Origin of the sequence: uncultured Arthrobacter sp. (assembly GCF_902805515.1) — a bacterium.
GTDB lineage: Bacteria > Actinomycetota > Actinomycetes > Actinomycetales > Micrococcaceae > Arthrobacter_D.
The window spans coordinates 1-26,403 of the sequence record NZ_CADCTE010000164.1; the positions used below are offsets into that span (position 1 = coordinate 1).

Below are 26,403 nucleotides of genomic sequence, written 5' to 3' on the forward strand. Positions count from 1 at the left end.
CATCTGCGAGGCGACAAGGGTTCCACACAGTGCCGGCGAGGTCGCTGCCAGCGGGAGGTCCGGGGTCAGGTCGGACTTGGCTTCCTGGGCCGCGGGGCTCAGGGTTGCGGGGTCGAGGCCGTGGACGACGACGACGGCGGTGCCGGCTTCGAGGGAGGCCTTGGTCTCGGCGTTGATGTCGAAGGTGCGCTGGATGGTGTAGGAGCCGCCCTGGCCGCCGAGCTTGACGTTCAGGCCCTCCTCGGGGCCGGTCGCCCCGGAGGTGGTCAGGGTGGTGAGGATTCCGCCGTAGGAGGGGTCGCCTTCGGTGGTGTTGACCACACCGTCACCGTTGGTGTCCGCGTCCGGGGTGGGGCAGACGCCCTGGGCGCCGCCGTGGATGTGCTGGACGTGGGGGTAGGGTCCGTCCATGAAGGTCTCGGCGAGGCCGGAGACCTGCAGGTTGACCGTCGCCTGGTCGCCCTTGACGTCGACGGTGATGGTGCCCGCGCCGGTGCTTCCGTTGAGCTGGCCGAGGGTGGAGGAGTAGGAGCCGTCCGCCGCCAGGGCGGGGGCGGCGGAGAGCGCCAGCATACCCAGGGCGAGGGAGGGTACTGCGAGGAGCCGCATGTTCTTGTTCATGGAGATCATTTCCTTCACTGTGCGGTGAACGCACATCTTGGGATGTGCTTACAGGTTGTTCGGCGGGCACCCCGGCGCGGATTGGTTGTCCGGGGAAATAACCACAGAAATATTCAGCACCCTTACCGTAATTGCATGTCACCGCCGTTTCCCAGCAAAAACTTTTCTCTGTTTCTGGCGATTCCTTTGTTGCAGATGCAGTTAAGGTGCTGGAGCATATCCCTATGGAATTGCTGAGTGCCAATGTCGTCGACCTGCAGGGCCGGGCGGGCGATCTCGAGGAACTGGAGGCACTGCGGCTGCGGCTGGTAGAGAGCCTTCTCGATGCGCGCGCCGCCTGCGAGCAGGCAGAGGCGAGCGGGAAGGACGCCGGCCCGGGCGCTGCCCAGACCCGCTTGTGCGAGGCAGTGAGGGCGCTGGAGGAGGTCGACGACCTGCTGTTCAACGCCAGGCTCGACCGCACAACCCCACTCGCCGGATAAACGCCGGCCCACGACGTCGCTGCCGGGGGCGCACCCGACCGTGCCGCCCCCGGCAGTGACCCCACCCCCGGCACAGCCGGGGCCCGCGCGCTGTAGCGCCCTCCGCAGCTAGGAGCCGGGCGCCCGCGGCGCAAACATAACGATGGCCACGCCGGCAAGGCAAAGGCTGGCCCCGAGGATGTCCCACCGGTCCGGCCGGAAGCCGTCGAGCAGGACGCCCCAGGCGAGTGAGCCCGCCACGAATACCCCGCCGTAGGCGGCCAGGATCCGGCCGAAGTGGGGATCGGGCTGCAGCGTCGCGAGGAACCCGTACACCCCCAGCGCGATCAGGCCGAGACCAGCCCACCACCAGGGGCGGCCTTCACGGACCGCCTGCCACACCAGCCAGGCCCCGCCGATCTCGGCGACCGCGGCCAGGGCGAAGAGCACCACCACTTTCAGGATCATTCCCTTAGTCTCGCCCATTCCGTGGAGCGCGGGGCGCTGCCCGCCAGCGCAGCTGGCCGGGTGCGCGAAGCTGGTGGAGCCTGGGAAGGCGCAGGCCGAGCCGATGTACGCGGTGCCCAGGGCAGGGGCCAGGTGCGCCCGTCCGGTGCGTGCCGGCATAAGCATAGACTGTCATCTATGGGTATCTCGGACTCCACGGTCGAACTGAAGCTGCTTGCCGATCCGACCCGGGCGCGGATCCTGTCGCTGATTCTCGAGAGTTCCGACGGCCGCCGCCTGGTGGGCAGTATGGCGGCGGAGCTTGGCCTGCGGCAGCCCACCGTGAGCCACCATGTGAAGGCGCTGTTGGCCGAAGGCCTGCTGCGGCGGGATCCGGAGGGCCGGCAGGTTTGGTATTCAATTCCCCCCGGTCAGGTGGACCGCATGGCGGAGCTGCTGCGGGGAAACCGGCCGGTGCCGGTGACCGACGCGGTGCTGCGCCGCATCTCTGCGGACCTCACCACCCGCTTCGCCGGCACCTTCGGTCCTGAAACCGTCGACCGCTACGTGCGCGAAAGCCGCGCCCTGCTGGCGGAGCGGGCCGGAGCCGCCCGCCACCTGCCCTCGCTCACCGCACGGTTCGCCGCGGACCGGCTGTCCGCCCTGGCGAAGGCCGACCTGCCGCCGGCGGAGCGGGTGCCCGAGGTGTTGTTTGTCTGTGTGCAGAACGCCGGACGGTCCCAGTTGGCCGCGGCGATCCTGCGTCACCTCGCCGGGGACCGCGTGCGCGTCCGGACCGCCGGATCCGCACCGGCCGACGCAGTGCGCTCGGTCGTCGTGACCGCGCTGGATGAGATCGGCGTCCCCCTCGACGGCGAGTATCCCAAGCCGCTCACCGACGAGGTGGTGCGTGCGGCCGACGTCGTGGTCACCATGGGGTGCGGGGATGCCTGCCCGGTGTATCCGGGCCGCCGCTACCTCGACTGGGACCTCGAGGACCCGGTGGGGCTGCCGCTGCCCGGGGTCAGGGGCATCCGCGACGACATCGAGGCCCGCGTACGCGGACTGCTCGGTTCCCTGACTGGCGGCCCGGGGAATCCGCTCGCCAATCAATAGATGGCCATCTATGCTTTGAGAAGCTCTCAGTAAGGAATCCCATGAAACCCACAGTCCTCTTCGTCTGCATCCACAACGCGGGCCGGTCCCAGATGGCGGCCGGATTCCTGCGCGAACTCTCCGGCGGAGCCGTCGAGGTCCGCTCCGGTGGCTCTGAACCGGGCGATTCGATCAACCCCGTCGCCGTCCAGGCGATGGCCGAAGAGGGAATCGACATCTCCCGGGCCGTTCCCCAGCTTATGACCACCGAGCAGGTCCAGGCCTCCGACGTCGTGATCACCATGGGCTGCGGGGACGTGTGCCCGGTTTTTCCCGGTAAGCGCTACGAGGACTGGGAGCTGGCCGATCCCAAGGGCCGGCCCCTCGAGGAGGTCCGTGCCATCCGTGATGACATCCGGTCCCGCGTCGAGAAACTGCTCGCCGGACTGGCTCCGGCCGGCCTCCAGGGGGTCTGACGCTTTTCCGCCCGTCTCGGACATCGCACGCCGGGCCGCAGAGGACGCGAACGCTAAAAGCCGGGTCAGTGGATGAGCTTGAGCCCGATGATGCCGCCGATGATCATCGCCAGGAAGACGATCTTCAGCAGCGACGCCGGCTCCGTGCCGGTGGCCATCGCGTAGATAATCGTCAGCGACGCGCCGATCCCCACCCATACGGCGTAGGACGTGCCTACGGGCAGTGTGCGCATGGCATAGGCCAGGCCGGCCATGCTGGCAAGGATGGAGACGACGAAGACGATGGTCGGGCCCATCCGGCTCAGGCCGTCCGACCTGCCCAGCGCCGTCGCCCAGACCGCCTCAAGGACACCGGAAATCACGAGCACGATCCATGCCATCACAGACTCCTCCGGGCCGTCTTGTCGCACACCGGGTACGGCACCCATCGTCCGGGAACGCCCTGCTGGGCCGCTCCCTCCTATTTAGTCATGTCCGGGCCGCAACCGCCAAGGCCGCGGCGTCACCGCCCGGCACAGCGCAGGCCTGGGGTGCAACGGGCACCTTCGGCGGGTATGCGGGCGGACCCGGGCTGGAATCCCGTCCTACTTCGTGAGGTCCACGTGGGCGGCGATCTCCACCAGCTGGTCGGGAAGTGCCAGGTCGGTGACCCCCCAGGCGTTGCTGGCGGGCCGATAGTCGCCGAAATACTCCTTGTGGAGCGCGCCGACGGTCGCGAAGTTCTCGCGGAAGTCGCGCAGAAAGATGTTCGTTTCAATGATCTGGTCGCGCCTGGCATGAAAGTGCGCCAGAACGCGGTCGATGTTTTCGAACGTCGCCCGGACCTGCGCCCCGAAGTCTCCGACGTGGAGGAAATTTCCCTCCAGGTCGTGGGACAGCTGCCCGGATATCCTCAGGTTCGTCCCGACCCGCAGCCCCTGGCAGTAACCGAACGCGTCTTCCCAGGGGAGGCCAAAGCTGAAGACCGAATCCGTATTTTCCATCTCGTGTCCCATCTGATCGTGAAGGTCGATGGGCGCGCCGATGGGTTGCCTCCTTCGGCACCCCATCCGGTTCCGGACGTGAGTTCAGGGCCAGTCCGGTAACTTCACGATAGGCACGGCACCCGGCCCGGAGAAGGGCTGGAGCTTCGTTGATGGAATGTGACGGGACCCCGGGCGTCAGTGCCCCCGGTCGATCCACTCCTGCAGGTGCGGGGCCTCCGCGCCGATGGTCGTTGAATCGCCGTGGCCGGTCAGTACTTCGGTGCCCTCCGGGAGGGTGAGCAGCCGGGTGCGGATCGACTCGATGATTGTGTCGAAGTCGCTGTAGGACCGCCCGGTGGCGCCCGGCCCGCCCGAGAAGAGCGTGTCCCCGGAGAAGACCACCCCGTCGGGTCCGAGGCCCGGAGCCCGGAAGCAGACCGACCCGGGGGAGTGGCCCGGCGTGTGCACGGCGGTGAGTTCCACCCCGCCCACGGGAAATACATCGCCGTCGTCGATCCCGGCGTCGGCGGCGGTGTCCGGGTGGACCTGCTCCCACAGCATTGTGTCGGCCGGGTGCAGGTGGACGGGCGCCTGCAGCCGCGCCGCGACGTCCCGGACGGCCCGGATGTGGTCGTCGTGGCCGTGGGTGAGCAGGACCGCCTTCACGGTGCGCCCGTTGACGGCGTCCACGACGGCCGTTGAGTCGTGGGCGGGGTCGATGACGACGCATTCCTTCTCGTCACCGACGATCCACACGTTGTTGTCCACCTCCCAGGTGCCGCCGTCGAGGGAGAACGTTCCGGAGGTCACCAGGTGCTCGACGCGGACCCTGCCCGCGGCGTCGGTGCGCGGGGATGCCGACCCGGCGCTCACCGGGCAGCCTCCGTCCGGGCCACGCCTGCGGAGGCCGATCGGCTGTCGGTGATTTCCACGACGGAGCGCAGCACCTTGCCGGCCTTCATCTTCTCGAATGCCGGCTCTACGTCGCCGAGTCCGATCCGCTCCGAGACAAAGCCGTCGAGGTCAAGCCGGCCCAGCCGGTACTGGTCCACAAGCATGGGCAGGTCCCGGGAGGGCAGGGTGTCGCCGTACCAGGCCGATTTGATCGCCCCACCGCGTCCGAAGACCTGGTCGAGAGGGATCTCCCAGGTGGTGCCGGGGTCGGGAACGCCCACGAGGACCAGCCGGCCGGCGAGGTCGCGTGCCTCGAAGGCCTGCCGGAAGGTGGCGGCGATCCCGACGGCGTCGATGACGACGTCGGCACCGAAGCCGCCGGTGAGCGCCCGGATCGCCTCGACGGGGTCCTGCTCCCGGGAGTTCACGGTGTGCGTGGCGCCGAAGGAGCGGGCGGTGGTGAGCTTGTCGTCGTCGAGGTCCACGGCGATGATCGTGGTGGCACCGGCCAGCTGCGCCCCGGCGACGGCGGCGGTGCCGACCCCGCCGCAGCCGATGACGGCCACGGACTCGCCGCGCTGCACGGCGCCGGTATTGAGCACCGCGCCGATGCCGGCCATCACGCCGCAGCCGAGCAGTCCGACGGCCGCGTACTGATGCTCCTCGAGGTCGCCTTCGATCTTCGTGCACTGTCCCGCGGCGACGAGGGTCTTCTCGGCGAAGGCGCCGATGCCCAGGGCGGGGGAGAGCTCGGTGCCGTCGAGCAGGGTCATCTTCTGCGTGGCGTTATGCGTGTTGAAGCAGTACCAGGGCTGGCCCTTGCGGCAGGCCCGGCACTGCCCGCACACCGCACGCCAGTTCAGGATCACCCGATCCCCGGGGGCCACCTCGGTGACGCCCTCGCCGACGGCCGAGACGACGCCGGTGGCCTCGTGCCCGAGCAGGTAGGGGAAATCGTCGCCCACCGCGCCCACCTGATAGTGGTGGTCCGTCTGGCAGACCCCGCAGGTGAGCACGTCGACCAGCGCCTCACCCGGCCCCGGATCGGGAACCAGGATGGTCTCAACGGTGGCGGGCTCGTTCTTGGCCCGTACTACGACGGCTTGAACCTCGTGCATGAAAATCCCTTTCGGCTGGGGAAGAGTCCACCGGGCCGCAGCACCGTTCCCGACGGAACGGGCCGCCATCGCAGTGGGGCGAGGCCGCGGTGAGCTCCCGGCTCTGTTCATTCTAGGGAGGTTCTGTCCGGCATGGACCGGCGGCGGACGGCACTATACGAACCGTTGCACCGGTTGACCAGCCCCGGTAGGAAAAGTCCGAAGGATTTCCCGCTTCGTCGCACGCTGTCCGAACCCGGTGTTACCGTCCTCCCAGAACGTGTGCTTAGGCAACAGGTTCGCCACGGCGGCCTCCATCACGGAGCTCCGCCCAGCTGGGACATTTCACTAAGGAGAACCCTTGAATTCCACTACCCCTAGCCGGAGAATGCGGCGCGCGATGGCGCTCGCCGTCACCGGCGCCGTCGTCCTCGCCCCCGTGAGCGCGTATGCCGCCCCCGGCACGGACCAGGTCTCATCGTCAACCACCTCCTCACCCGGTGCCGACGGCGCACCACCCAAGTCTGATGACCGCTCCGACCCGGTGGCCGACGCCCGCCGCGACCTCAACCAGAAGGCGGTCGAGAAGGTCATCTCCGGCGAGGCCAAGGTCGAGGACCGCAATGGCTCTCGGGCCGTCCGGGTCGCTCCGGGTCAGTGGGCCGAATACGGGCTCACCGACAGCGACCAGATCCTCTCCTTCCTCGTGGACTTCGGCGACCAGGTCGACCCCCGCTACCCGACCTCGGCGCCCGGACCGAAGCGCAACACCATCAAGGAACCGAACCGTGCGGTGGACAACTCCACCTACTGGTCGCCACGCTTCGACCGGGCGCACTTTCTGGACATGTTCTTCAGCGGGGATGGCGAATCCCTCAAGGGCGTCTACGAGGAAATGTCCAGCGGCCGCTACACGGTCGACGGCGACGTCAGCGACTGGGTAACGGTTCCCTTCAACTCGGCCAGCTACGGCGGAACCGAGAGCCAGGCAGATATGACCCGGTTCGTGCAGGACACGGCCAATGCCTGGTACAACTCACAGCTCGCCGCCGGGAAGACGCCCGCCGAGATCGACGCGTACCTGGCCACCTTCGACGAGTGGGACCGTTACGACTACGACAAGGACGGCGACTTCAACGAGGCCGACGGCTACATCGACCACTTCCAGGCCATTCACGCCGGCGAGGGCGAGGAAGCCGGTGCGCCCTCCTCGGCCATCTGGTCACACCGCTGGTCTGTCGGCCAGGCCGGCCGGGGTGTTTCAGGGCCCGCGGCGAACCCCTATGGCGGCATTAAGATCGGAAACTCCAACATCTGGATCCGGGATTACACCACCGAACCCGAAAACGGCGGCCTCGGTGTCTTCGCCCACGAGTACGGCCACGACCTCGGCCTGCCCGACCTCTATGACACCAGCGGCGGCGAGAACGGCACCGGCTTCTGGACGCTCATGAGTTCCGGCTCCTGGCTGGGCCACGGCAAGGGCTCGATCGGCACCACCCCGAACCACATGGGAGCGTGGGAGAAGATCCAGCTTGGCTGGCTCGACTACGAGGTGGCCACCGCCGGCCGCGCCTCGACCCACACCATCGGGCCGTCCTTCCATGCGACGAAGGCCCCGCAGGCGGTCGTCGTGAACCTGCCCAAGGACGCGGCGGGCAAGAGCCGCTTCTACATCGCAGAGAACCGCCAGTACCTGGGCTACGACGGGACGCTCGCCACCGGCCCGTACAACTTCGGCTGGAGCCTCAGCGCCCCGGACACCGTGGAGCACTACACCTACCAGGACGGCCTGAGCATCACCTACTGGAACACCGCGCAGCGCAACAACAACACGCGCCAGCACCCGGGCGAGGGCCTTGCGCTGCCCGTGGACGCCCATCCGAAGCCGTTGACCTGGTCCGACGGCACGGTGGTGCGCAACCGCATCCAGAGCTACGACGCCACCTTCGGCCGCCAGGCCACCGATCCGCTCAGCCTCCACCGCGAGCAGGCCTCCGGCATGACGACGCTCACCGCGCCGTCGCAGCCGGGTGTCCCCGTCTTCGATGACACCAATCCCAACGCCTACTACGACCCGGCGAACCCGCAGGGCTCGGTCGTCGTGGGCGGCACCGGCACCCGGATAGAAGTGATCCAGTCCAACCCGAACGGAATGCTCACCCTCCAGGTGCGCTGACCCGCCGGACACAGGGAAGGAGCCGGGAGGATTCTCCCGGCTCCTTCTGCGTTCATCGACGGTCAGCTCAGCGGCCGGATGGCCACGCCGTCCTCCCAATGGAACAGATGGCGTCCCTTTCCCCCGTCCAGCTCCACCCAGAGCACGCTGGCGTCCTCGCCCAGCGCATCCACCACCCCGGGCACCGAGTGGCCGTTGCCGAGTTCGACGACGACGGCGTCCCCGGCGGTCAGCTCCTGCCAGCGGACCCGCGCTGCGGCGGCACCATCCACGGACGACCAGGCCTCCGGCCGGCCACGTTCAATACTCCTGAAAAGCAAGTTCAGCCCCTCTCAACGGACATTCGGCGCACTGGACACACGGCTCAACGGACATACAGTGCAAACCCGTGCCAGCCTGACAGGCGAAGATGAGCGTCCCCTGAGCCGCCGCTGGGAATCTCCCCACCGCGGGGCGGAGCCCGCGGTCTCCGGGGCGTCCCCACCGGTCCCGGCCCGGCTGCCGACATTGCCCCCACCTTCCCCGGCGCGTAGAGTTCCCGCGCATGACCACCGTTGATGACCAGGGCCGGGTTGAACCTCCGCTCGCAGGCACCGAAGCCGAGACCCTGCTCGGCTACCTCGACTACCAGCGCGCCACCCTCGCCTGGAAGGCGGGCGGACTCGACGCGGCGGGGCTGTCCGCCACGGTCGGGGTCTCTGCCCTGACCCTCGGAGGCCTGCTCAAGCACATGTCCTTCGTCGAGGACCACTGGTTCACCTATACCCTGCACGGACAGGACCGGCAGCCCCCGTGGGACGCGGTGGACTGGAAGACCGACCCCGACTGGGAGTGGCATTCCGCCGCCGGGGACACCCCCGGCGAGCTCCTTTCCCTCTGGGAAGGGACGGTGGGACGGTCCCGCTCGGCGACCAGCCAGGCCCTCGGTGCGGGAGGGCTGGACCAGCGCGCCCGCCGCCCCTGGGCCAGCGGCGAGGCCCCGAGCCTGCGCTGGATCCTCGTCCACATGATCGAGGAGTACGCCCGGCACAACGGCCACGCCGACCTGCTGCGCGAATCCGTCGACGGAAGCACCGGAGAGTAACCCGCGGCCTCCGTGGGCCGGCGGCCCCGGCACCGCGCCGGCCGCCCGAGACGGTGGGCCGCGGGCGGCCGCCCGGAGCGTGGAAGTATTGGGGGATGAGCGATTCCCTGACCTCCTTCGAAGCGGCGCGGCGTGCGGTCACGGCCCTGGCCGGCGGGGGTGTGCACGACGTCGTCGTCGCCCCCGGATCCCGCAGCGCGCCGCTGGCCTACGCGCTGGCCGAGGCGGAGGCCGCCGGGCAGCTGAGGCTTCACGTGCGCATCGACGAGCGCTCGGCCGGGTTCACCGCGCTGGGCCTGGCCCTGGGCGGGAAGCGGCCCGCGGCGGTGCTGACCACCTCGGGCACGGCCGTCGGGGAACTGCTGCCGGCCGTCATGGAGGCCAACCACGCGGCCGTGCCGCTGGTGGTGCTCTCGGCGGACCGGCCCGAGGAACTGCGCGGCACCGGCGCCAACCAGACGACGCAGCAGCCGGGCCTGTTCGGCAGCCACGTCCGATGCGCCTTCGACGTGCCGGCGGGGGAGGACCCCGGGCCCTTCGTAGCCCGTGCGGTGCGCGAGGCCTGCGGCGGCGGAGCGCCGGCCGGGCCGGTCCAGCTCAACCTTGCCTTCCGGGACCCGCTGGTACCGGCCGGGGACGCCGGGACCGTGCCGGTCGAAGGTCCCGTCGAAGTGCCGGCACTCCCGTACGACGGTGCCGCGATTCCGTCAGCCAGCGGGGACGGCGCGGCGGCCGGCTCACCGGAGGCCCTCTCACCGGAGGCCCTCTCAGCGGAGGACCTCCAGGAGGCAGGACGCCGGGCACCCTCGGCGCCGGCGGCCGGCGGCCCCGTCGTCGTGGCCGGTCACGGTGCCGGTGAGCTGGCGGCGGTCTTCGCCGCCCACCTCGGGCTGCCGCTGCTGGCCGAGCCGTCCTCCAATGCCCGGTTCGGCACCAGCGCCATCGCGCCCTACCGCCTGCTCCTCCGGCACCTGGGAGCCGGCATCACCCGGGTGGTGGTCTTCGGCCGCCCGACGCTGTCCCGGCCGGTGGCAGCGCTGCTGGCCCGTACCGACATCGAGCGGGCACTTTACCTTCCGGAGCCGGCGGCGTGGTTCGAGCCCGGCCGACGCTCCGAGCGCATCATCGACAGCCTTCCCGAACTCCTCGAGTTCGCCGGCCCGGCGGCGCCGGGCTGGCTTGAGGCCTGGCGCTCCGCCGGCGCGGCCGCCGATGCAGCCATCGCCACCCTGCTCGCCGGCGAGGAGGGCCTCACCGGTCCCGCCGTCGCCGAGGCCGTCTGGGAGCAGACCGACGGGTTCCTGGTGCTTGGCTCATCGAACCCCATCCGGGACGTCGACCTCACCGCCGCTCCGGGCTGGCACCCGCTCGAGGTGTTCGCCAACCGCGGGTTGGCCGGCATCGACGGCACGGTGTCGACGGCCACCGGCATCGCCCTCGCCGCCGGGGTGCCCACCCGGGTGCTGCTGGGCGACCTCACCTTCCTTCACGACGTCGGCGGGCTGCTCATCGGCGACGGCGAGGCCGAGCCCGACCTGCAGCTGGTGGTGCTCAACGATCACGGCGGCGGGATCTTCGGCCTGCTTGAGCACGGGGAGCCCGCGACGGCGGCACGCTACGGGGCCGCCGTGGAGCGGCTTTTCGGGACTCCCCAGCAGGTGGACCTGGCGGCGCTGGCCGCTGCCTACGGGGTGGCCTTCGAGCGGGTCACCACGCTGCAGGGCCTTGAGACAGCAATGGAGCGGCCCCTCAGGGGCCGCTCCATTGTCGAAGTCCAGGCGGACCGGCAGTCGCTGCGTGCGCTGCACGCAGGGATCCAGGACGCCGTCGCTGCGGTGCTCGCGCCCTGAGGCGCGGTGCGGACGGAAACTGAGCGCTAGAGCACCTTGGAGAGGAAGCTCCGGGTGCGCTCGTGCTGCGGGTTGCCCAGGACGTCCTCGGGCTTGCCCTGTTCCACCACGACGCCGCCGTCCATGAACACCACGCGGTCGCCGACCTCGCGGGCAAAACCCATCTCGTGGGTGACGACCATCATGGTCATGCCCTCCCGGGCCAGCTGCTTCATGACCTCGAGGACGTCTCCGACGAGCTCCGGGTCCAGTGCACTGGTGGGCTCGTCGAAAAGCATCATGTCGGGGTCCATTGACAGGGCCCGGGCGATGGCGACGCGCTGCTGCTGGCCGCCGGAGAGCTGGGAGGGGAAGGCGTTCTCCTTCTCCGCGAGGCCGACCTTGGCGAGGTTGCGGCGGGCCACTTCCATCGCCTCGGCCTTGCCGCGCTTCTTGGCGCGCTGCTGGGCGAGCGTGAGGTTGCCGAGGACCGTCAGGTGCGGGAACAGGTTGAACTGCTGGAACACCATGCCGATGCGGGTGCGCATCTTGTCCAGGTCGGTCTCCGGGTCGGTGATGTCGACGCCTTCGACCATCACGGATCCGGTGGTGGGTTCCTCGAGCCGGTTGACGCAGCGCAGCAGCGTGGACTTCCCGGAGCCGGAGGGCCCGATCACGCACACCACCTCACCCTGGTCGACGTGGAAGTCGATGCCCTTCAGGACGTCGTTGCTGCCGAAGCTCTTGCACAGGGCGCGGACTTCGATCGCCGGTTCGGTGGTGCTTACTGCCGAGGAGCCCTTTGACACACTGGTCATGGCAATCACCGGCCTCTCTTGTTGTGTCGTTCAAGCTTCGCGACAAGTTGCGTCAACGGCAAGGTGATCACCAGGTACAGCAGGGATGCGACCACCAGCGGGGTGGCGTTGGCCAGGCTCGTCAGCGAATCCCGCGCGAAGGTCGTCAGCTCACGTTCGCCCAGGGCCAGGCCCGCGATGAACAGCAGCGAGGTGTCCTTGATGAGGATCACGAGTTCATTCGTCAGCGGCGGGGTGATGATGCGGAACGCCTGGGGGAGCACCACCGAGACCATCGTCCAGGTCGGGTTGATGCCCAGAGAGCGGGCCGCCTCGACCTGCCCCTTGGGGACCGCTTCGATGCCCGCACGGATGGTCTCGGCGATGTAGGCGGCCGAGACGACAATCAGTCCGATCAGGCCCGCTCCCACGCTGCCTCCCGGCGGGCGCCACTGGAACGCGATGGGGATGGCGTAGGCGAAGCCGAAGATGACCAGCAGTGCGGGCAGCCCGCGGAAGAGTTCGATGTACCCGGTGGCCAGCCAGCGGTAGGGCAGGACCGGTGAGAGCTTCATCAGGGCCAGGATCAGCCCGAGGATCAGGCCGCCGATGAACGCGATCACGGTGTAGATGACGGTGTTCTTGGCCGCGATGACGACGATCTCGGGGAAGGTCGCCGCGGCGACCTCAAGGTTGAAGAAATTGGTGCGGATCGCGTCCCAGTCGGCGAGGAACACAACGACGAGGATGACGATGACGAAGACCGCGTAGAGGACGCCCTGGAACAGGCGCCTGCGTGTAGAGGGTTTCACGCTGGGGGTGTACCTTCCTTCAGGAGGTGGCGCGCTGGTGCCCCGGTGGCGCTCGGCCACCGGGGCACCGGCAGTGTTTTTCTACTCCGCGAAGTAGGTGTCGTAGATTTCCTGGTACTTGCCGTTGTCGCGCAGCTCGGTGAGCTGCTCGTTCACCGCGGAAACCAGCTCTTCGCTGCCCTCCTTGGCGAAGGCGAAACCGTACTGCTCGTCCGTCTTGTACTCCTCGGCGATGGTGAACTTGCCGTCCTCGGTGTGCCCGATGTTCACCGGCAGGTCCTGGAGCAGCGCATCGACATTGCCGGCCTGGATGGCGGCATACATCTCGGCATCGGACGGGAAGGCGACAACCTTGGTGTCGGCGGGGACGTTCTCCCGGGTGTAGGTCTCGCCGGTGGTGCCCTGCTGGACGCCGACCGACTTGCCTGCGAGATCGTCGACCGTCTTGACGTCGGAGTCGGCCGGGACCAGCAGCGACTGCAGGGAGTCGTAGTAGGGATCGGAGAAGGTGAGGTTCTCCTCGCGCTCGGGCGTGATGGTCATGGCGCTGGCTCCGACGTCACACTGGCCGGCGGCGATGACGGCACCACTCTGGAGGCCGTCGAAGCCGACGTCCTGGACCTCGAGCTCGAGCTCGAGGCCCGTGGCGATCTCCTTCATCAGGTCCATGTCGAAGCCCGTGTACTCGCCGTTTTCCTCGAACTCGAACGGCGGGTAGGGGATGTCGGAGCAGACGGTCAGGGCGCCTTCGTTGACCAGGCTGAGGCCGCCCGCCTCACCTTCTGCGCCGGGTTCATCGGAGCCGCCGCCGCAGGCGCTCAGCGCCAGCGTTCCGGCGGCCAGTGCGGCCAGCATTGCGGTTTTCTTGGAAAACATCGGATACCTCTGCGTTTGGACGGGTAGGAAAGGTCGTGTTGATTCTAACTGCACAAGAGATGTGCGTCACAGGCTACAGGAGATGCGTATTGGTAACCAAGCATTTCCCGCGGGCAATACAGCCCGCCTAGCGGGAAAGGCCCAGCGCCTCGATCATCGGGCGGAACTTGCTCCACGTCTCGGCCAGTTCCGCCTGCGGTTGCGAGCCTTCGACGATTCCGCATCCTGCGTACAGCCGTACCCGGGTGCTGCTTTCGATCACCGCGCCGCGCAGCGCGATGCCCCACTCACCGTTGCCTTCGGCGTCGATCCAGCCGACCGGTCCGGCGTACGGCCCGCGCTCAAGGTGTTCAAGCTCACGGATCAGGGCGCCGGCAACGGTCGTCGGAGTGCCGCACACCGCGGCCGTGGGGTGCAGCGCCTCGACCAGGGCCAGCGAGGTCGGCACCTCGCCGCCGCCGTCCCGGGTCAGCCGGGCTCGAACGTCCGAGGCCAGGTGCCAGACATTGGGCAGCTGCAGCACGAAGGGCTCGCTGTGCGAGGTCATTGAGTCGGTGAACGGTTCAAGCTGGCGGGTCAGGGAGTCGATGGCGATGGAGTGCTCGTGAAGCTGCTTCGCCGACCCGGCAAGGACCCGCTCGGCATACCCCGGATCGTCAGCCGGGGCTCCGGCCCGGTCGAGGGTGCCGGCGAGCACGCGGGCCTGCGCCGTCGAATCCTCAACCTTGATCAGCATTTCCGGGGTGGAACCGATCAGCCCGTCCACCGAGTAGGTCCAGCAGTCCTCGTACCGCACCGCCAGCTCCCGCAGGACCTGCGCCGTGGCGACGGGGGATCCGAGTTCGGCCACCACGTCGCGGGCGAGGACGACCTTGCTCAGCTCTCCGGCCTGGATCCGCCGCACCCCACCGGCCACCGCCTCAAGGTACCGCTCCTCAGTGAGTACCCCCGGGGCGAGCCGGTCCTCCGGGTGCGGGGCCCGGGCGGGGTCCACCTCTTCGAGGTAGGCGGCCAGGGCCGACTCCGCCGCCTCCGCGCTCAGCTCGGCGTCGGCGTCGTCCGTGATATAGGTCAACCAGCTCTGCCCGTCGCGGCAGCCGATGATGATTTCCGGCACGATCAGCCGGGAAGCGTGCTGTGAGGTCTTCGAGAAGGCAAAGGAGCCGAACGCCACCAGGCCGGTGCCCGGGACGGAAAGGCCGTTGACCACCTCGGCGGATTCCAGTTCCCTCCGCCACCACCGCTGCGCCTCCGCAAAGCGGTCCGGGCCGGCGGTGGTGAAACGGGTCACCTCGCCGAAGGCGACAAGACCTCCTCCGCGCCGGATCCAGGTATGGGCGTCGTTGCGGACCACATAATCGAGAAGACCCGTCTCGGGTTCGATCCGCCCCCGGGGGATGGTGATGCTTCTCAGGCCGCCCGCGCGCCCGGGTGCAGGGGCAAGCGCGGCAGGAAAGGGATTGCTCATGATGATCCAAGCCTACTCCGGTGCGCGGGCGCGGCTTCCGGGCCGGGGCTCGTCCCGGACGCCGCGGTCGGGCATGCCGGTTTTGTTTGAGACAATGGGCGGGTGAACCGTGCATCACTGGAAAAGCGCCCTGATGAAGTAGCAGCCATGTTCGACGGCGTCGCGCCCCGGTACGACGTGGTCAACGATGTGCTCTCCCTCGGGCAGACGCACCGCTGGCGGCGCCTCGTGGTGCAGGCAGTGGGTGCCGAGCCGGGACAGCGGGTCCTCGACCTTGCCGCCGGCACGGGCACCTCCAGCGAGCCCTATGCGGACAACGGGATCGACGTCGTCGCCTGTGATTTCTCCCTCGGCATGCTCACCGTGGGCAAGCGGCGCCGCCCCGACATCGACTTCGTCGCCGGGGACGCCACCAACCTGCCGTTCGCCGACAACTCCTTCGATGCCAGCACCATCTCCTTCGGGCTGCGCAACGTCAACGAGCCGCGCAAAGCCCTCGAGGAGATGCTCCGGGTCACCAAGCCAGGCGGCCGGCTCGTCATCGCCGAGTTCTCCCAGCCCACCGTGGCGCTGTGGCGCAACCTCTACACCGAATACCTGATGCGCGCTCTGCCGGCCATCGCCGAGAAGGTCAGCTCCAACCCCGACGCCTACGTGTACCTGGCCGAGTCCATCCGGGCCTGGCCGAACCAGGACGAACTGGCCGCCTGGATCACCGGAAGCGGCTGGGGCGAGGTCGCCTACCGCAACCTCAACGGCGGGATCGTCGCCATCCACCGTGCGGTCAAACCGGGCGGGACGCCCCGTCCTTCAGCGGCCCCGGCCGCCCGCGCGCGGCTCCGCCGCCGCAGCACCCGGGCAGTCAACTAGTGTCGGTCCTCATCGTCGGGGCGGGCCCCGCAGGTTCCACCGCCGCCTACTACCTCGCCCAGGCCGGCATCGAGGTCACCGTCCTTGAGAAAACGCACTTCCCGCGGGAGAAGGTCTGCGGCGACGGGCTCACCCCGCGCGCGGTGCGTGAAATCCAGCTTCTCGGCCTGCCGCACGACGAAGCGGACGGCTGGCGGCGCAATAAAGGCCTGCGCCTGCTCGCCGGCGGACGCACCGTCGAGGTGCCCTGGCCCGAACTGAGCGACTTCCCCGAATACGGGCTGGTGCGCACCCGCCTCGGCTTCGACGAGGCCCTCGCCCGCCACGCCCGCGCGGCCGGCGCCACCATCCTCGAGGGACATTCGGTCTCCTCGGCCGTCCGGGACGGGACGGGCCGGGTCACCGGCGTCACCGTGAACCTGCTCGACGACGCGGGCCGGAAGACGGGTGAGTCGCGCACCTTCTCCGCCGACGTCGTCCTGGCCGCCGACGGGAACTCCACCCGCACCGCCGTCAGCCTCGGGATGGCCAAACGCGACGACCGGCCCCTCGGCGTCGCGGTGCGCACCTACTTCACCAGCCCCCGCCACGACGACGACTGGATGGAGGGCTGGCTTGAACTGCCCGACGCCACAGGACGCCCGCTGCCCGGCTACGGGTGGGTCTTCGGGGTGGGTGACGGCACCTCCAACGTCGGGCTGGGCATCCTCAACTCCTCGTCGGAGTTTGGGAAGCTCGACTACAAGCAGGTCCTCCGGGACTGGACGGCGGGCATGCCCGCCGCGTGGGGGTTCACCCCCGAGAACCAGGTCGGGGAGGTCCGCGGCGGCGCCCTGCCCATGGGCTTCAACCGGACCCCGCACTACAGCCCGGGCCTGCTGCTGCTCGGCGACGCCGGCGGAATGGTTTCCCCCTTCAACGGCGAGGGCATCTCCTACGCCATGGAATCGGCGCGCTTCGCCGCGGAGTTCATCGCCTCGGCCCAGGACGTCACCTCGCTCGCCGGGAGGGACCAGGTCCTCACCGGCTACGCCCCGCACATCCGGTCCCAATGGGGCAGCCACTTCACGCTCGGCCGGGTGTTCGCCCAACTGATCGGTAAACCGGCAATTCTGCGGCTGGCCCTGCGCACCGGCATGCCTGTTCCGGTGCTCATGCGCTTCGTGGTGAGGATGCTCGCCAACCTCACCGACGCCGGCGGGCGCGGCTTCGAAGATCGGGTGATCCACCTGCTCGAAGCGCTGGTGCCGCCCACCGCCAATCAGCCGCTGGCCCCCCGCGGTACCCGTGCGTCATCCGCCACCCCACTTGGTTAGGCTTATACAGTGACTTCCTCCTTCGACTCCGGCATGACCAGCGTGGAAAACGGCACGCTCGACACCGCTGAGAACCCGGACGACGGCCTCTCCTCCTTCAAGCTGCCGCCCGGCTTCGCGCTCATCGCAGACGATCCCGACCTCGGCCCCGCCGTCTCCTCCTGCCTCACCGAGGTGGAAAAGCAGCTCCGCGGTGCCATCGCCAGCGCCGATCGGCTCGCCGACGCCACCTCCCGCCACCTGGTGGAGGCCGGTGGCAAACGTATCCGTCCGCTCCTGACGCTCCTGGCCTCCCACCTTGGCGACCCCGGCCGGCCCGAGGTGGTCCAGGCCGCCGTCGTCGTCGAGCTGACCCACCTGGCCACCCTGTACCACGACGACGTGATGGACTCCGCGCCGTACCGCCGGGGCGCCCCCACGGCACACGAGGTCTGGGGCAACACCGTGGCGATCCTCACCGGGGACCTGATCTTCGCGCGGGCCTCGATCCTGGTGTCCGAACTCGGCGGAGAGGCGCTCGGGATTCAGGCCCGCACCTTCGAGCGGCTGTGCCTCGGGCAGCTCCACGAGACCGTCGGGCCGCGCGAAAACCAGGACCCGCTCGAGCATTACCTCTCGGTCATCGCCGACAAGACCGGCTCCCTCGTGGCCGCCTCGGGCCAGCTGGGTGCGCTGTTCGCCAACACCTCCCAGGAAGTCATCGACGTCATGGTGGAGTACGGCGAGAAGGTCGGAGTGGCCTTCCAGCTTGCGGACGACGTCATCGACGTCACCGGGCTGAAGGTGACCTCCGGGAAGTCGCCCGGCACCGACCTGCGCGAGGGGGTGCCGACACTGCCGGTCATCCTGCTGCGCCGCGCCGCCGCGGCCGGTGACGCCTCCGCCGCAGACGTGCTGGCCCTCGTCGACGGCGACCTCAGCTCCGATGAGGCGCTCGGGGAGGCGGTGGCCGCGGTGCGTGCGCACCCGCAGACCCAGGAGGCCTGGGCCTTCGCCCAGCGCTGGGCCGACGACGCCGTGGCCGCCCTGGAGCCCCTGCCCGAGAGCGTGGTGAAGCAGGCCCTCACGAGCTTCGCGCAGGCTGTCGTCAGCCGGGACGTGTAACCTCCGCTGAAGGTCACAGGCCCTCGGTCGGCCGCTCCGTCAGCTCGATCCGGGCCTGCTCCCCGTCGCTTCCGCGGTTGAACTCGACATCGACGGTATCGCCGGGGTCGAGGCGGCGCAGCACCGCCAGCAGGTCTTCGGGGGAAGCCACTTCCTCCCCGTCGAGGGACGTGATGATGTCCCCCGGGCGGAGCCCCGCCTCGCCGGCCGGCCCGCCGTCGGCCACCGAGATCACGACGGCGCCCGAGGTGTCCTCGACGCGCAGCTGCTGGGCGATCTGCGGCGTGATGGCGCCCGGGGTCAGGCCCAGATAGGCGTGGTCGGCGGTGCCGTCCTCGAGCAGTTCCTCGGCAATGGCGGTTGCCGTGGGGGCGGGGATGGCGAACCCCAGCGAGACGGCCCCGGCCTGGGGCGGGATGTACGCCTCGCTGATCCCGATGATCTCGCCCTGGCCGTTGACCACGGCGCCTCCGGAGTTGCCGGGGTTGATCGCGGCGTCCGTCTGGATCAGATCCACGAGTGACTGGCTCCTCGAGGCAGAGCCGGGGATCTGCCGGTGCAGACCCGAGATGATCCCCGACGTCACGGTGTTCTCGAAGCCGAGGGGAGAGCCGATCACCACCGCCAGTTCCCCGATCTCCGGCAGCCGCTCCTGGAACTGCGCCGCAGGCAGGTCCTCCCGGTCGGCCTGGACCAGGGCGAGGTCGGAGACCCTGTCGGCGGCGGTCACGGTACCGGCCACCCGCTGGCCGTCGGCGAAGGCCACCTCCACCTCGGTGTTGTTGCGCACCACGTGTTCATTGGTGATGATCAGGCCATCCTCGGAGTAGATCACCCCGCTGCCCAGCCCGCCCTCGGTGAAGATGGTCACGACCGAGGGCTGAACGGTCTCGACGATCTCCGGGATGGACAGGGCGTCGTCCTCCCGCTCCGCGGACCCGGAGTCCTGCCCTTCCCCGTTCTCCGCCTCGGCGGACTGCTGCGTCCGGGTGACCGCCGCGCCGGGATCGGCGTCCCCATCGCCTTCGAACGCGGTGCAGCCGGTCAGCACCACCAGGACGAACACGAGCGGCGCCAGGGGGCCCAGCCCGCTGTGGTGGACGTTCCAGGGTCGTGGCATTCGGAGTACTCCCGGCCGGCCGGGAGGGCACCGGTGCCGTGCGCACCGGGTGCCGGTCCGGCCGAGCCGGCACCGCCGATTACTAGGACTGCTTAATCATGGGCGGCACGGCCGGGCGGCTGTCAAGGATGGGCGGGCGCACGAAGGGCCTTGATACTTGGCGCGTCGGGCACCGCTTCCGGTGCTGCACGCTCGGGGGCGAACGCTCCCGGGCGGGCGGCGGGGTCCGGCTGCCGTGCTGCCGCAACCGGCGGGGCCGGTGGCTGCCCCGGGCGGGATCGGTGTCCCTCCGGCGGCGGCGGGCCGGGGCGGCTATGCCGCGGACGCGGGCGGGAGGGTCGATCCTCTTGATAATTTCCTGGAATTCGGCATCGAGGAAATCATCTTCAAGGCACATCAATTCAACGAAGCCGGACACCGCGAATTCTTCACGGGACTCGACGGAATGCATCAACATGGGAACCCCTGCAGAACCAGCTTTCAATTACACAATGGCCGCATATGTTTTTGCCGTCCCGGAAGCTCCGGGACACCTCTTTTAATAGCACCGGAGGGTGCCCGATCGCAAGGGTCCGGCACAGGGCGGGGTGGCCCGGCACCGGACTGCAGGGGTCCGGTGCCGGACCGCGGGGGCGGTGGCGCTGCTAGTGCGGCGCCGAGCATCCCTCGAGCAGCTGGATGCCGTGCTCGGTCTGACGGTGGACCAGCACCGAGCCCCGGGAGTCGCAGATGGCATTGACGAGCAGGGCATAGCCCTCACCGCTCTGGAAATTGCCGCCCTCGCCGGCGACGCCCAGGCCCTGAATGGTTCCGGGGGGAACGAGGACCCAGGACCGGGGCCCGCCGGGAAAGACACTGGGCAGCCACACCCAGTTGCCCTTGATGACCGGCCCGGTCGTACAGTTGGACCCGCACGCAGCCGGGGGTCGGGACACGTTCACGCAGTCGAGCGCATTCGCGGCCGTGGGGATGAAAACAAAAGCGGCAGCCAGTCCGGCCGCGGCAAGGGACTTTTTGAGCATGGCAACTCCGTCGATAGCAGTGCTGAATACGACGAGACCAAATTTGACCGCCGGAATTTGTGCCGGCGGGTCCCCTGCGAACAAATAATACCGACGACGCGGTCCACGTCAATACAAATGCCGAAAGTATTATCCGACATCTTTTCCGCTGCCCGGTTACAGGGCGGCGCGGAGTTCCCGTGCTTTCCGGGCGCGTATCTCGGGGTCGACGATGGGGCGTTTGGGCGTGAAATAGAAACCGTCATCGTGCCACCGCGGCAGGACGTGCTGGTGGTAGTGCCAGACGTGCTGGCTGCCCGCGGGCTCGTTGTGCTGGCGGGTGGAGACGCCGTCGGGCTGCCACGCCCGCTTGATCGCAACGGCGAGGTCCCGGGTGAGGAGCATGATGCGCGAAGCCACGTCGTCGGGAAGCTCGTACAGCAGTTCGAAGTGGGCGCGCGGGGTGATCAGCACGTGGCCGGGATTCGGCGCGAACCCGTGCGAGGCGATGAAGGCGAGGGCGAGGTCGTCGGCGTAGATGACGTCCCCGGGCCGGCAGAGGTTGCGCGGGTTATCGAAATTGCCGCGGGCCAGGTCGCAGAAGGGACACTGGTAGCCCGCCGGGGCGTGGGTGACGAACTCGGACATCTCAGTCCTCGTCGGTGTCTTCGAACACCCACTCGAACAGGTCCAGGACATATTCGCTGAACGTTCCCTCTTCGCTCTGCCACTCGCCGCGGGCATTGTTGCGCCGCCAGATGATCGGGTCGGGCACCGAGAGCTGGTCGGCGCGCATGCCCCAGGTGTACTGCTCGTCCTCGTCCTCGAGGAACAGCAGGAAGCCGTCTTCGATCTCGAGCTCGTCCGGGTCCCAGAAGAAGTGGAACGCCTCCATGATGTCCTCGGTCGCCCCGACCGCGAGGTAGAACTCGCGCAGGGCCAGGGGCAGCTGGAAATCCTTGCCCTCCATCAGCTCGTCGATCTCGGCCGGCGAGAGGCCGTCCTCCTCTTCCCACTGGTCGTCAAAGTAGGCAGGAACCAGGGCGCGGAACTTGTCCAGGAACAGCTCGGTCACGAAAAACTCCAGATGGGATTGGGGGAAGGCTCCATCCTATCCTCCAATGCGGGGCCCGGTAACCGGCCCGCTGCCGCCTAGGTCCGCGACGCGAGCGGGGCCCGCCACCCGTACTTCCAGGACAGCAGGCGCAGCACAAAGACGACGGACGCGGCCGCGGTGCCGGTGAACAGGTTGAACCACCCGGCGCCCACGAGCAGCGCCACGACGGCGGCGCCGAGCATGGCGGGGAGCGCGTAGATGTCCCGTGGGTCGAACAGCTGCGGCACCTCGTTGGCCACCACGTCCCGCAGCAGGCCCCCGCCCACCCCGGTGGTCACGCCCAGCAGGACGGCGGCAACGGGGTTGAGGCCGAAGTCGAGGGCCTTCACGGTGCCGGTGACGCAGAACAGGGCCAGCCCGCCTGCGTCGAAGATGACCACGACCCGCTTGATCCGTTCCACCCCCGCAACGGTGAAGTAGACCAGCACCGTCGCCAGCAGGGGAGGGATCAGGTAGGCCGGGTTGCTGAACGCGGCCGGCGGCGTGTCGATGATGACGTCGCGCGCGACGCCGCCGCCGAGGCCCGCGAGGGAGGCAAGCAGCAGGGAGCCCACGAGGTCGAAGCCCTTGCGTGCGGCCAGCAGGGAGCCGGAGACGGCGAAGAAGAAGACGCCCAGCAGGTCAAGGATCAGGGCGATCTGGGACGCGGCGGTCATGAAGTCCTTTTCAGGGGTGGGTCAGGCGGGGGTTTCGATCTCCCGCGAAAGGACCCAGGTCTTCGTTTCGCCCCGCAGTTCCACGGTGATGGTGGTCATCAGCGCCTCGATCAGGGCCAGGCCCCGGCCGCTTTCCTCGTCGTCGTCCGGCAGGGAGGCCGACGGCATCTCCGGCGAAGGCACGGCACCGATCTCCGAGATGCGGGCCTGCAGCACCGAGGCCATGACGGTCAGGGTGACCCCCAGCCGGAGCTCGCCTCCGGGCACCGCGACGCCGTGCTGCACCACGTTCGAGGCGGACTCGATCACCGCAGTGGTGAAGGCCATCTGGTCGAGTTCGGGAATGAAGGAGGCCACCTCCCAGATCCGGTCGAGCTCGGTGTGGAGTTCGTCGATCGCCTCGGGGGTCGCGGGCGCCTGATAGGCGCGCTGCGCGAGCACCTCAGTCATTGGAGAAAGCGCCTTCGGCCGTGGCGTGCGGTGTCAGGACCCGGTTCATGCTGGTCAGCTCCAGGACCATCTTCACCTGGGGCTGCACGCAGGCGATGCGGAGGTCTCCGCCGGCCTGGCGGGCCATCTTCAGGCAGCCGATCAGGGCGCCCAGGCCCGAGGAGTCGATAAAGTCGGTGGCCAGCATATTGAGCACGATGCGCTTGTTTCCCGCCGAGACCACCTCGCCGACCACCTCGCGCAGTTTCGGCGCCGCAACCATATTGAGCCGTCCGGTGCCGGACACCTCGGTGTAGGAGTCCTTCTGTTCAGTGCTGAACCGCATCTACGCTCCTCTTTTCGGGGGTGAACCCCTTGTACTTTACTGCCTTGATCAGCACACTGAGGACCAGCAGGTCGAAGGCCACCCAGGCCACGTTGACGAGGGTCCCGATCGGCTCGTTGAGCCCGGCCGCAAGCCGGACCACCCCGACGATAAGTGCTGCGGCAAGCAGTGCCATCACGATGAGCTGCGGCCGGATCAGGTCCCAGCGGGGTCCGGATTCCTGGCGGGTCTTGGGGGTGACGGCGAAGCCCAGCGGGCGCCCGAACCACACGTTGCGGGCCGCCGTCGTGCAGGCCCGGATCCAGGTCGGGAACAGGGCCAGGCTGTACTGCTGGCCGCGCCAGGTGGGGATGCCCCGGCCGGTGACCGCGAACAGCAGCTGGTTGACCACCATGAACGGCACGAAGCGGAGGAAGAACTCGGAACTGATCCCGGTCACCGGAAGCACGCCGAGGGTGAGGTAGATGACCGGGGCGGCGAAGTAGACGACGGCCGCGAAGCCGCTGAGGTAGGACCACATCGTCGCGAAGTACATCAGGCGCTGCGCCAGTCCCAGGCCGCGGCGGACCAGCGGATTCTCCCGCAGCAGGACCTGGATGGTGCCCTGCGCCCAGCGCAGCCGCTGCGTCAGCATTGTCGAAAGGTCCTCGGGCGCCAGGCCGGTGGCGAGGATTTCGTGGTGGTAGACGCTCTGCCAGCCCATGGCGTGCATCCCCATGGAGGTGGCCATGTCCTCGGTGACCGAGATGGTCGCCATTGGCATGATCGGCTGGGCCTCCGCCGAGCGCTCGATCGACAGGGCGTCGAGGACCTCCTGGACCGACTCCAGGGCCGCCAGCGGGGACAGGTCGCGGTGGGACATGCGCTCGATCGCGCCGTCCAGTTCGCCTCCGTCCAGTTCGTCCCCGTCCGGAAGAGCCGATTCCGTGCCTTGTTCGAGGGCCGCAATGTCGGCCAGGTCGGCCTCCAGCGACAAGAAGTCGGCGCCGACCAGGGACTGCACGGCCTCGTCGACGGTCCTGCGCACTCGGTAGGTGACCTCGCTGAGGGACACCCCCGCGCGCAGCTCCGCCCGCGCCCGCTCCGTTGCCGACTCGACGTCGTCGAGCAGCCCCGCGACCAGGGGGTCGGCCGCCTCGGGCGATTTGCGGGCCCGCCGCAGAGCGGTCCGGGAGGCCTTCAGGGCCCTGGTGACGCCCTGCTCGACCTCCTTGACGTAGCCGGACAGGCCGAGCTGCATGAGGGCCTCGCGCCGCAGGACGGCATTGGACCCGCAGAAGAAGGCGGCGTTCCAGCCGTCCTTGCCCTGCTGGATCGGTCCGTAGAACAGCGGGGCCTGGCTGCCCAGCGGGTCGTCGTCGGGCACATTGGCGAAGTACTGCGGGGTCTGCACCAGGGCCACCCGCCGGTTGTTGAAGTAACCGAGGGTCTTCTCGAGGATCGCCGGATCGGGGACCTGGTCGGCATCGAGGATCAGCAGGAACTCGCCCTGGGTCTCCATGAGTGCGTTGTTGAGATTGCCCGCCTTGGAGTGCCGGGGCCGGTCCGCCCAGTCAGGGCTCCGCGTGAGGTAGCCGAGCCCATGGTCCCGTGCCAGCTCGCGCACCTCCTCGCGTGCCCCATCGTCGAGGATCCAGGTGCTGTGCGGGTGCCGGATGGCCTTCGCCGCGAGGGCCGTCTCCAGCACCATCTCCGGGGGCTCGTTGTAGGTGGTGATGAAGACGTCGACAGTGGCATCGGCGGGGGCGGGCGGGGCCGTGCGCTGCTTCTTCTTCCACACGGTCAGCCCGAACAGCCCGACGTCGATCAGGCTGTAGGTCTCCGCGGCCACCAGGGGAACCGCGATCCACCAGGCGTCCCAGTTCAGGGATTCCAGCCAGCGCCAGGCGAGATAGTTGATGCCCAGCAGGAGGGTCAGGACCACCAGGAGTCGGGTCGGCAGATTCCTCATCCGGCCCGCTCCGCCGCCCGCAGGTTCCCGGCTTCACCGGTGGCGCCGGCTGCCTTCCGGCGGAGGATGACGACGGTGACGTCGTCGTCGACCTCGGGCACGTCGGCGAGCCCGAGCAGCGTCTCGCAGGCCTGGGCGGCGCTCTCGCTCGAGTGGACCACCCGGCCCATCGCAGCGGTGAACTCATCGATCGTGGGGTAGGCGTCGAGCAGGCCGTCGCTGATGACGGCGAGGGTGTCCCCGGGGGCCAGGACCAGCCGGCCCGGCGTCCAGGTCTGCCCGGCCCACGCGCCGACGGGCGGCCCGCCGGGGGAGAGGCGTGTGCAGTCGCCGCCGGCCGTGATGTGAAGTGCGAGGCCGTGGCCGGCGTCGACATAGTCGACGACGCCGGTGGAGGTGTTGAACCGGGCGTGGAAGAGGGTCACGAAGGATCCGGCCTTGTCGAGGTCCGGCTCGGTGGCCCGGGCGGCGGCATTGAACGCCGCATCGATGTTCGACTGGTTGGAGACCGAACGCATGACCGCGCGCACGGTGGCGGCGATCAGGGCCGCTCCCATGCCTTTGCCCATGGCGTCAGCGACGGTGAGGTGGAGCCCGTCGGCGGTCCGGTACCAGTCGTAGAAGTCGCCGCCGACGCTGCGGGAGGGGCGGAACTGGCCGGCCAGGTCGTAGTCGTCGAGGGAGAGCGCGTCGCGGGGCAGCAGGCTCTGCTGGACTTCGGCCGCCCGGCGCCGCTCGGTGGCATTGGCCTCCTCGACCGCGCTCTGCCGGTTCTGGCGGCGGAAGATGGAGTTGAGGCGCGCCACGAGTTCGCGCGGGCTGAACGGCTTGGAGATGTAGTCGTCGGCACCGGTTTCCAGGCCCGTGAGCCGTTCGATCTCGTCGGTGCGGGCGGTGATCATGAGGATGTAGGCATCGGAGAAGGTGCGAACCTCCCTGCAGATTTCGATGCCGTCGCCGTCGGGCAGGTTGAGGTCCAGGGTGATCAGGTCGACTCCCAGACGCGCGGCCAGAAGGCCCTCCCTGGCGGTTCCCGCCTCGGTCACGTCGAAGCCCTGCATGGTGAGGATCTGCACCAGGAGGCTCCGGATATCGGCGTCGTCTTCTACAACCAGGGCACGGCGTCGATCCGGAGCGTCAGTCATGTCCCTCATTAAACGCTACGGCCAGAGCTGTCCATGCACTGCGCAGTACGTCGTGTCGCCGGACGAATGAGGGGCACGACGGCGGCGCCGGTGCCCCTCATTCATCTCAGCCACCGCAGCTGGTTAGGCTGCGGGTTCGGGTGCGGGCTCTGGTGCCGGTGCGGGCTCGGGAGCGGGTGCGGGCTCGGGAGCGGGTGCGGGCTCGGGAGCGGTTGCGTGTTGCGGTGCGGGTGGGGGTTGCGGTGAG

General features: G+C 68.9%; 29 protein-coding genes and 1 riboswitch. Of the genes, 9 read left to right on the forward strand and 20 right to left on the reverse strand.

What is annotated here, in order from left to right; genetic code table 11:
• The coding region (locus QZX79_RS15100; protein WP_294569465.1) for a hypothetical protein at window positions 1–621 on the reverse strand (621 nt) is incomplete at its 3' end.
• Between the two features lie 224 nt (window positions 622–845).
• On the opposite strand from QZX79_RS15100, the gene QZX79_RS15105 reads away from it, so the two are divergent.
• Complete coding sequence (locus QZX79_RS15105) at window positions 846–1,103, forward strand: hypothetical protein (RefSeq protein ID WP_294569467.1); 258 nt, start codon at window positions 846–848, stop codon at window positions 1,101–1,103.
• Between the two features lie 108 nt (window positions 1,104–1,211).
• On the opposite strand, the gene QZX79_RS15110 is transcribed toward QZX79_RS15105, so the two are convergent.
• Window positions 1,212–1,550: a YnfA family protein gene (locus QZX79_RS15110; RefSeq protein ID WP_294569538.1), complete on the reverse strand. Its 339-nt coding sequence runs from the start codon at window positions 1,548–1,550 to the stop codon at window positions 1,212–1,214.
• A gap of 177 nt (window positions 1,551–1,727) precedes the next feature.
• Between QZX79_RS15110 and QZX79_RS15115 the strand changes: the two genes are divergently transcribed.
• Both QZX79_RS15115 and QZX79_RS15120 read left to right on the forward strand, forming a co-directional pair.
• Window positions 1,728–2,645 (forward strand): metalloregulator ArsR/SmtB family transcription factor, encoded by a 918-nt coding sequence (locus QZX79_RS15115; protein ID WP_294569469.1) that lies wholly within the window; start codon window positions 1,728–1,730, stop codon window positions 2,643–2,645.
• Window positions 2,646–2,686: 41 nt separating this feature from the next.
• A complete protein-coding gene (locus QZX79_RS15120) occupies window positions 2,687–3,100 on the forward strand; it encodes an arsenate reductase ArsC (protein ID WP_294569471.1) in 414 nt (137 codons plus the stop codon).
• A 65-nt stretch (window positions 3,101–3,165) separates the two neighbouring features.
• On the opposite strand, the gene QZX79_RS15125 is transcribed toward QZX79_RS15120, so the two are convergent.
• The 4 genes from QZX79_RS15125 to QZX79_RS15140 form a co-directional block, all read right to left on the reverse strand.
• On the reverse strand, window positions 3,166–3,480 hold the full coding sequence (locus QZX79_RS15125; RefSeq protein ID WP_294569473.1) for a multidrug efflux SMR transporter: 315 nt from the start codon (window positions 3,478–3,480) through the stop codon (window positions 3,166–3,168).
• Between the two features lie 10 nt (window positions 3,481–3,490).
• Window positions 3,491–3,556, reverse strand: a riboswitch (guanidine-III (ykkC-III) riboswitch).
• 128 nt (window positions 3,557–3,684) lie between these two features.
• Entirely contained in the window at window positions 3,685–4,083 is a 399-nt protein-coding gene (locus QZX79_RS15130; protein WP_294569475.1) for a RidA family protein, read from the reverse strand.
• Window positions 4,084–4,260: 177 nt separating this feature from the next.
• Window positions 4,261–4,938: an MBL fold metallo-hydrolase gene (locus QZX79_RS15135; protein ID WP_294569477.1), complete on the reverse strand. Its 678-nt coding sequence runs from the start codon at window positions 4,936–4,938 to the stop codon at window positions 4,261–4,263.
• The gene (locus QZX79_RS15140) at window positions 4,935–6,077 is read right to left on the reverse strand and encodes an S-(hydroxymethyl)mycothiol dehydrogenase (RefSeq protein WP_294569479.1); all 1,143 of its coding nucleotides are present in this window, start codon (window positions 6,075–6,077) and stop codon (window positions 4,935–4,937) included. The genes QZX79_RS15135 and QZX79_RS15140 overlap by 4 nt, the downstream gene beginning before the upstream one ends.
• Before the next feature lie 340 nt (window positions 6,078–6,417).
• On the opposite strand from QZX79_RS15140, the gene QZX79_RS15145 reads away from it, so the two are divergent.
• Window positions 6,418–8,235 carry an immune inhibitor A domain-containing protein gene (locus QZX79_RS15145; protein ID WP_366485034.1) on the forward strand — a complete coding sequence of 606 codons (1,818 nt, stop codon included), beginning with the start codon at window positions 6,418–6,420 and terminating at the stop codon, window positions 8,233–8,235.
• A 62-nt stretch (window positions 8,236–8,297) separates the two neighbouring features.
• Here the strand turns inward: QZX79_RS15145 and QZX79_RS15150 are convergent, their stop codons facing one another.
• Window positions 8,298–8,507, reverse strand: a complete 210-nt coding sequence (locus QZX79_RS15150; protein WP_294569480.1) for a hypothetical protein — start codon at window positions 8,505–8,507, stop codon at window positions 8,298–8,300.
• Between the two features lie 272 nt (window positions 8,508–8,779).
• On the opposite strand from QZX79_RS15150, the gene QZX79_RS15155 reads away from it, so the two are divergent.
• Both QZX79_RS15155 and menD read left to right on the forward strand, forming a co-directional pair.
• Complete coding sequence (locus QZX79_RS15155; RefSeq protein WP_294569504.1) at window positions 8,780–9,319, forward strand: DinB family protein; 540 nt, start codon at window positions 8,780–8,782, stop codon at window positions 9,317–9,319.
• Window positions 9,320–9,414: 95 nt separating this feature from the next.
• A complete protein-coding gene (menD, locus tag QZX79_RS15160) occupies window positions 9,415–11,169 on the forward strand; it encodes a 2-succinyl-5-enolpyruvyl-6-hydroxy-3-cyclohexene-1-carboxylic-acid synthase (protein ID WP_294569506.1) in 1,755 nt (584 codons plus the stop codon).
• Between the two features lie 26 nt (window positions 11,170–11,195).
• Here menD and QZX79_RS15165 read toward each other — a convergent pair whose 3' ends face one another.
• From QZX79_RS15165 to QZX79_RS15180, 4 genes are all read right to left on the reverse strand, one after another.
• Window positions 11,196–11,966 carry an amino acid ABC transporter ATP-binding protein gene (locus QZX79_RS15165; RefSeq protein ID WP_294569508.1) on the reverse strand — a complete coding sequence of 257 codons (771 nt, stop codon included), beginning with the start codon at window positions 11,964–11,966 and terminating at the stop codon, window positions 11,196–11,198.
• 5 nt (window positions 11,967–11,971) lie between these two features.
• Window positions 11,972–12,757 (reverse strand): amino acid ABC transporter permease, encoded by a 786-nt coding sequence (locus QZX79_RS15170; RefSeq protein ID WP_294569510.1) that lies wholly within the window; start codon window positions 12,755–12,757, stop codon window positions 11,972–11,974.
• 81 nt (window positions 12,758–12,838) lie between these two features.
• Window positions 12,839–13,633, reverse strand: a complete 795-nt coding sequence (locus QZX79_RS15175) for a transporter substrate-binding domain-containing protein (protein WP_294569512.1) — start codon at window positions 13,631–13,633, stop codon at window positions 12,839–12,841.
• Window positions 13,634–13,760: 127 nt separating this feature from the next.
• The gene (locus QZX79_RS15180) at window positions 13,761–15,101 is read right to left on the reverse strand and encodes an isochorismate synthase MenF (RefSeq protein WP_294569514.1); all 1,341 of its coding nucleotides are present in this window, start codon (window positions 15,099–15,101) and stop codon (window positions 13,761–13,763) included.
• 102 nt (window positions 15,102–15,203) lie between these two features.
• On the opposite strand from QZX79_RS15180, the gene QZX79_RS15185 reads away from it, so the two are divergent.
• From QZX79_RS15185 to QZX79_RS15195, 3 genes are read left to right on the forward strand one after another with little or no spacing between them, the layout of a single operon-like run.
• On the forward strand, window positions 15,204–15,971 hold the full coding sequence (locus tag QZX79_RS15185) for a demethylmenaquinone methyltransferase (RefSeq protein ID WP_294569516.1): 768 nt from the start codon (window positions 15,204–15,206) through the stop codon (window positions 15,969–15,971).
• Window positions 15,971–17,287 carry a geranylgeranyl reductase family protein gene (locus QZX79_RS15190; protein ID WP_294569519.1) on the forward strand — a complete coding sequence of 439 codons (1,317 nt, stop codon included), beginning with the start codon at window positions 15,971–15,973 and terminating at the stop codon, window positions 17,285–17,287. Before QZX79_RS15185 ends, QZX79_RS15190 begins: the two co-directional genes overlap by 1 nt.
• 9 nt (window positions 17,288–17,296) lie before the next feature.
• Window positions 17,297–18,391, forward strand: a complete 1,095-nt coding sequence (locus QZX79_RS15195; RefSeq protein WP_246018766.1) for a polyprenyl synthetase family protein — start codon at window positions 17,297–17,299, stop codon at window positions 18,389–18,391.
• A gap of 13 nt (window positions 18,392–18,404) precedes the next feature.
• On the opposite strand, the gene QZX79_RS15200 is transcribed toward QZX79_RS15195, so the two are convergent.
• The 9 genes from QZX79_RS15200 to QZX79_RS15240 form a co-directional block, all read right to left on the reverse strand.
• On the reverse strand, window positions 18,405–19,511 hold the full coding sequence (locus tag QZX79_RS15200; RefSeq protein ID WP_294569523.1) for a S1C family serine protease: 1,107 nt from the start codon (window positions 19,509–19,511) through the stop codon (window positions 18,405–18,407).
• Window positions 19,512–20,155: 644 nt separating this feature from the next.
• Window positions 20,156–20,533: a hypothetical protein gene (locus QZX79_RS15205; protein WP_294569525.1), complete on the reverse strand. Its 378-nt coding sequence runs from the start codon at window positions 20,531–20,533 to the stop codon at window positions 20,156–20,158.
• A gap of 156 nt (window positions 20,534–20,689) precedes the next feature.
• Entirely contained in the window at window positions 20,690–21,160 is a 471-nt protein-coding gene (locus tag QZX79_RS15210; protein ID WP_294569527.1) for an HIT family protein, read from the reverse strand.
• A 1-nt stretch (window position 21,161) separates the two neighbouring features.
• Window positions 21,162–21,587 (reverse strand): hypothetical protein, encoded by a 426-nt coding sequence (locus tag QZX79_RS15215; RefSeq protein WP_120167907.1) that lies wholly within the window; start codon window positions 21,585–21,587, stop codon window positions 21,162–21,164.
• 77 nt (window positions 21,588–21,664) lie between these two features.
• Window positions 21,665–22,285, reverse strand: coding sequence for a trimeric intracellular cation channel family protein (locus tag QZX79_RS15220; RefSeq protein WP_294569529.1), 621 nt, complete (start codon window positions 22,283–22,285; stop codon window positions 21,665–21,667).
• A gap of 21 nt (window positions 22,286–22,306) precedes the next feature.
• Window positions 22,307–22,735: an ATP-binding protein gene (locus QZX79_RS15225; protein ID WP_294569531.1), complete on the reverse strand. Its 429-nt coding sequence runs from the start codon at window positions 22,733–22,735 to the stop codon at window positions 22,307–22,309.
• Window positions 22,728–23,060, reverse strand: coding sequence for an STAS domain-containing protein (locus QZX79_RS15230; protein ID WP_120167913.1), 333 nt, complete (start codon window positions 23,058–23,060; stop codon window positions 22,728–22,730). The genes QZX79_RS15225 and QZX79_RS15230 overlap by 8 nt, the downstream gene beginning before the upstream one ends.
• Window positions 23,044–25,011: a glycosyltransferase family 2 protein gene (locus QZX79_RS15235; protein ID WP_294569533.1), complete on the reverse strand. Its 1,968-nt coding sequence runs from the start codon at window positions 25,009–25,011 to the stop codon at window positions 23,044–23,046. The genes QZX79_RS15230 and QZX79_RS15235 overlap by 17 nt, the downstream gene beginning before the upstream one ends.
• Window positions 25,008–26,156: a PP2C family protein-serine/threonine phosphatase gene (locus QZX79_RS15240; protein ID WP_294569536.1), complete on the reverse strand. Its 1,149-nt coding sequence runs from the start codon at window positions 26,154–26,156 to the stop codon at window positions 25,008–25,010. Before QZX79_RS15240 ends, QZX79_RS15235 begins: the two co-directional genes overlap by 4 nt.
• Window positions 26,157–26,403: the final 247 nt, after the last annotated feature.

What these genes read in the sequence shown, in the direction of transcription:
- QZX79_RS15105 (WP_294569467.1), top strand. Translation starts at nt 846, where the DNA reads ATGGAATTGCTGAGTGCCAATGTCGTCGACCTGCAGGGCCGGGCGGGC.
- QZX79_RS15110 (WP_294569538.1), bottom strand. Translation starts at nt 1,550, where the DNA reads ATGATCCTGAAAGTGGTGGTGCTCTTCGCCCTGGCCGCGGTCGCCGAG.
- QZX79_RS15115 (WP_294569469.1), top strand. Translation starts at nt 1,728, where the DNA reads ATGGGTATCTCGGACTCCACGGTCGAACTGAAGCTGCTTGCCGATCCG.
- QZX79_RS15120 (WP_294569471.1), top strand. Translation starts at nt 2,687, where the DNA reads ATGAAACCCACAGTCCTCTTCGTCTGCATCCACAACGCGGGCCGGTCC.
- QZX79_RS15125 (WP_294569473.1), bottom strand. Translation starts at nt 3,480, where the DNA reads ATGGCATGGATCGTGCTCGTGATTTCCGGTGTCCTTGAGGCGGTCTGG.
- QZX79_RS15130 (WP_294569475.1), bottom strand. Translation starts at nt 4,083, where the DNA reads ATGGAAAATACGGATTCGGTCTTCAGCTTTGGCCTCCCCTGGGAAGAC.
- QZX79_RS15140 (WP_294569479.1), bottom strand. Translation starts at nt 6,077, where the DNA reads ATGCACGAGGTTCAAGCCGTCGTAGTACGGGCCAAGAACGAGCCCGCC.
- QZX79_RS15155 (WP_294569504.1), top strand. Translation starts at nt 8,780, where the DNA reads ATGACCACCGTTGATGACCAGGGCCGGGTTGAACCTCCGCTCGCAGGC.
- menD (WP_294569506.1), top strand. Translation starts at nt 9,415, where the DNA reads ATGAGCGATTCCCTGACCTCCTTCGAAGCGGCGCGGCGTGCGGTCACG.
- QZX79_RS15165 (WP_294569508.1), bottom strand. Translation starts at nt 11,966, where the DNA reads ATGACCAGTGTGTCAAAGGGCTCCTCGGCAGTAAGCACCACCGAACCG.
- QZX79_RS15175 (WP_294569512.1), bottom strand. Translation starts at nt 13,633, where the DNA reads ATGTTTTCCAAGAAAACCGCAATGCTGGCCGCACTGGCCGCCGGAACG.
- QZX79_RS15180 (WP_294569514.1), bottom strand. Translation starts at nt 15,101, where the DNA reads ATGAGCAATCCCTTTCCTGCCGCGCTTGCCCCTGCACCCGGGCGCGCG.
- QZX79_RS15200 (WP_294569523.1), bottom strand. Translation starts at nt 19,511, where the DNA reads ATGCCACGACCCTGGAACGTCCACCACAGCGGGCTGGGCCCCCTGGCG.
- QZX79_RS15205 (WP_294569525.1), bottom strand. Translation starts at nt 20,533, where the DNA reads ATGCTCAAAAAGTCCCTTGCCGCGGCCGGACTGGCTGCCGCTTTTGTT.
- QZX79_RS15210 (WP_294569527.1), bottom strand. Translation starts at nt 21,160, where the DNA reads ATGTCCGAGTTCGTCACCCACGCCCCGGCGGGCTACCAGTGTCCCTTC.
- QZX79_RS15220 (WP_294569529.1), bottom strand. Translation starts at nt 22,285, where the DNA reads ATGACCGCCGCGTCCCAGATCGCCCTGATCCTTGACCTGCTGGGCGTC.
- QZX79_RS15225 (WP_294569531.1), bottom strand. Translation starts at nt 22,735, where the DNA reads ATGACTGAGGTGCTCGCGCAGCGCGCCTATCAGGCGCCCGCGACCCCC.
- QZX79_RS15230 (WP_120167913.1), bottom strand. Translation starts at nt 23,060, where the DNA reads ATGCGGTTCAGCACTGAACAGAAGGACTCCTACACCGAGGTGTCCGGC.
- QZX79_RS15235 (WP_294569533.1), bottom strand. Translation starts at nt 25,011, where the DNA reads ATGAGGAATCTGCCGACCCGACTCCTGGTGGTCCTGACCCTCCTGCTG.
- QZX79_RS15240 (WP_294569536.1), bottom strand. Translation starts at nt 26,156, where the DNA reads ATGACTGACGCTCCGGATCGACGCCGTGCCCTGGTTGTAGAAGACGAC.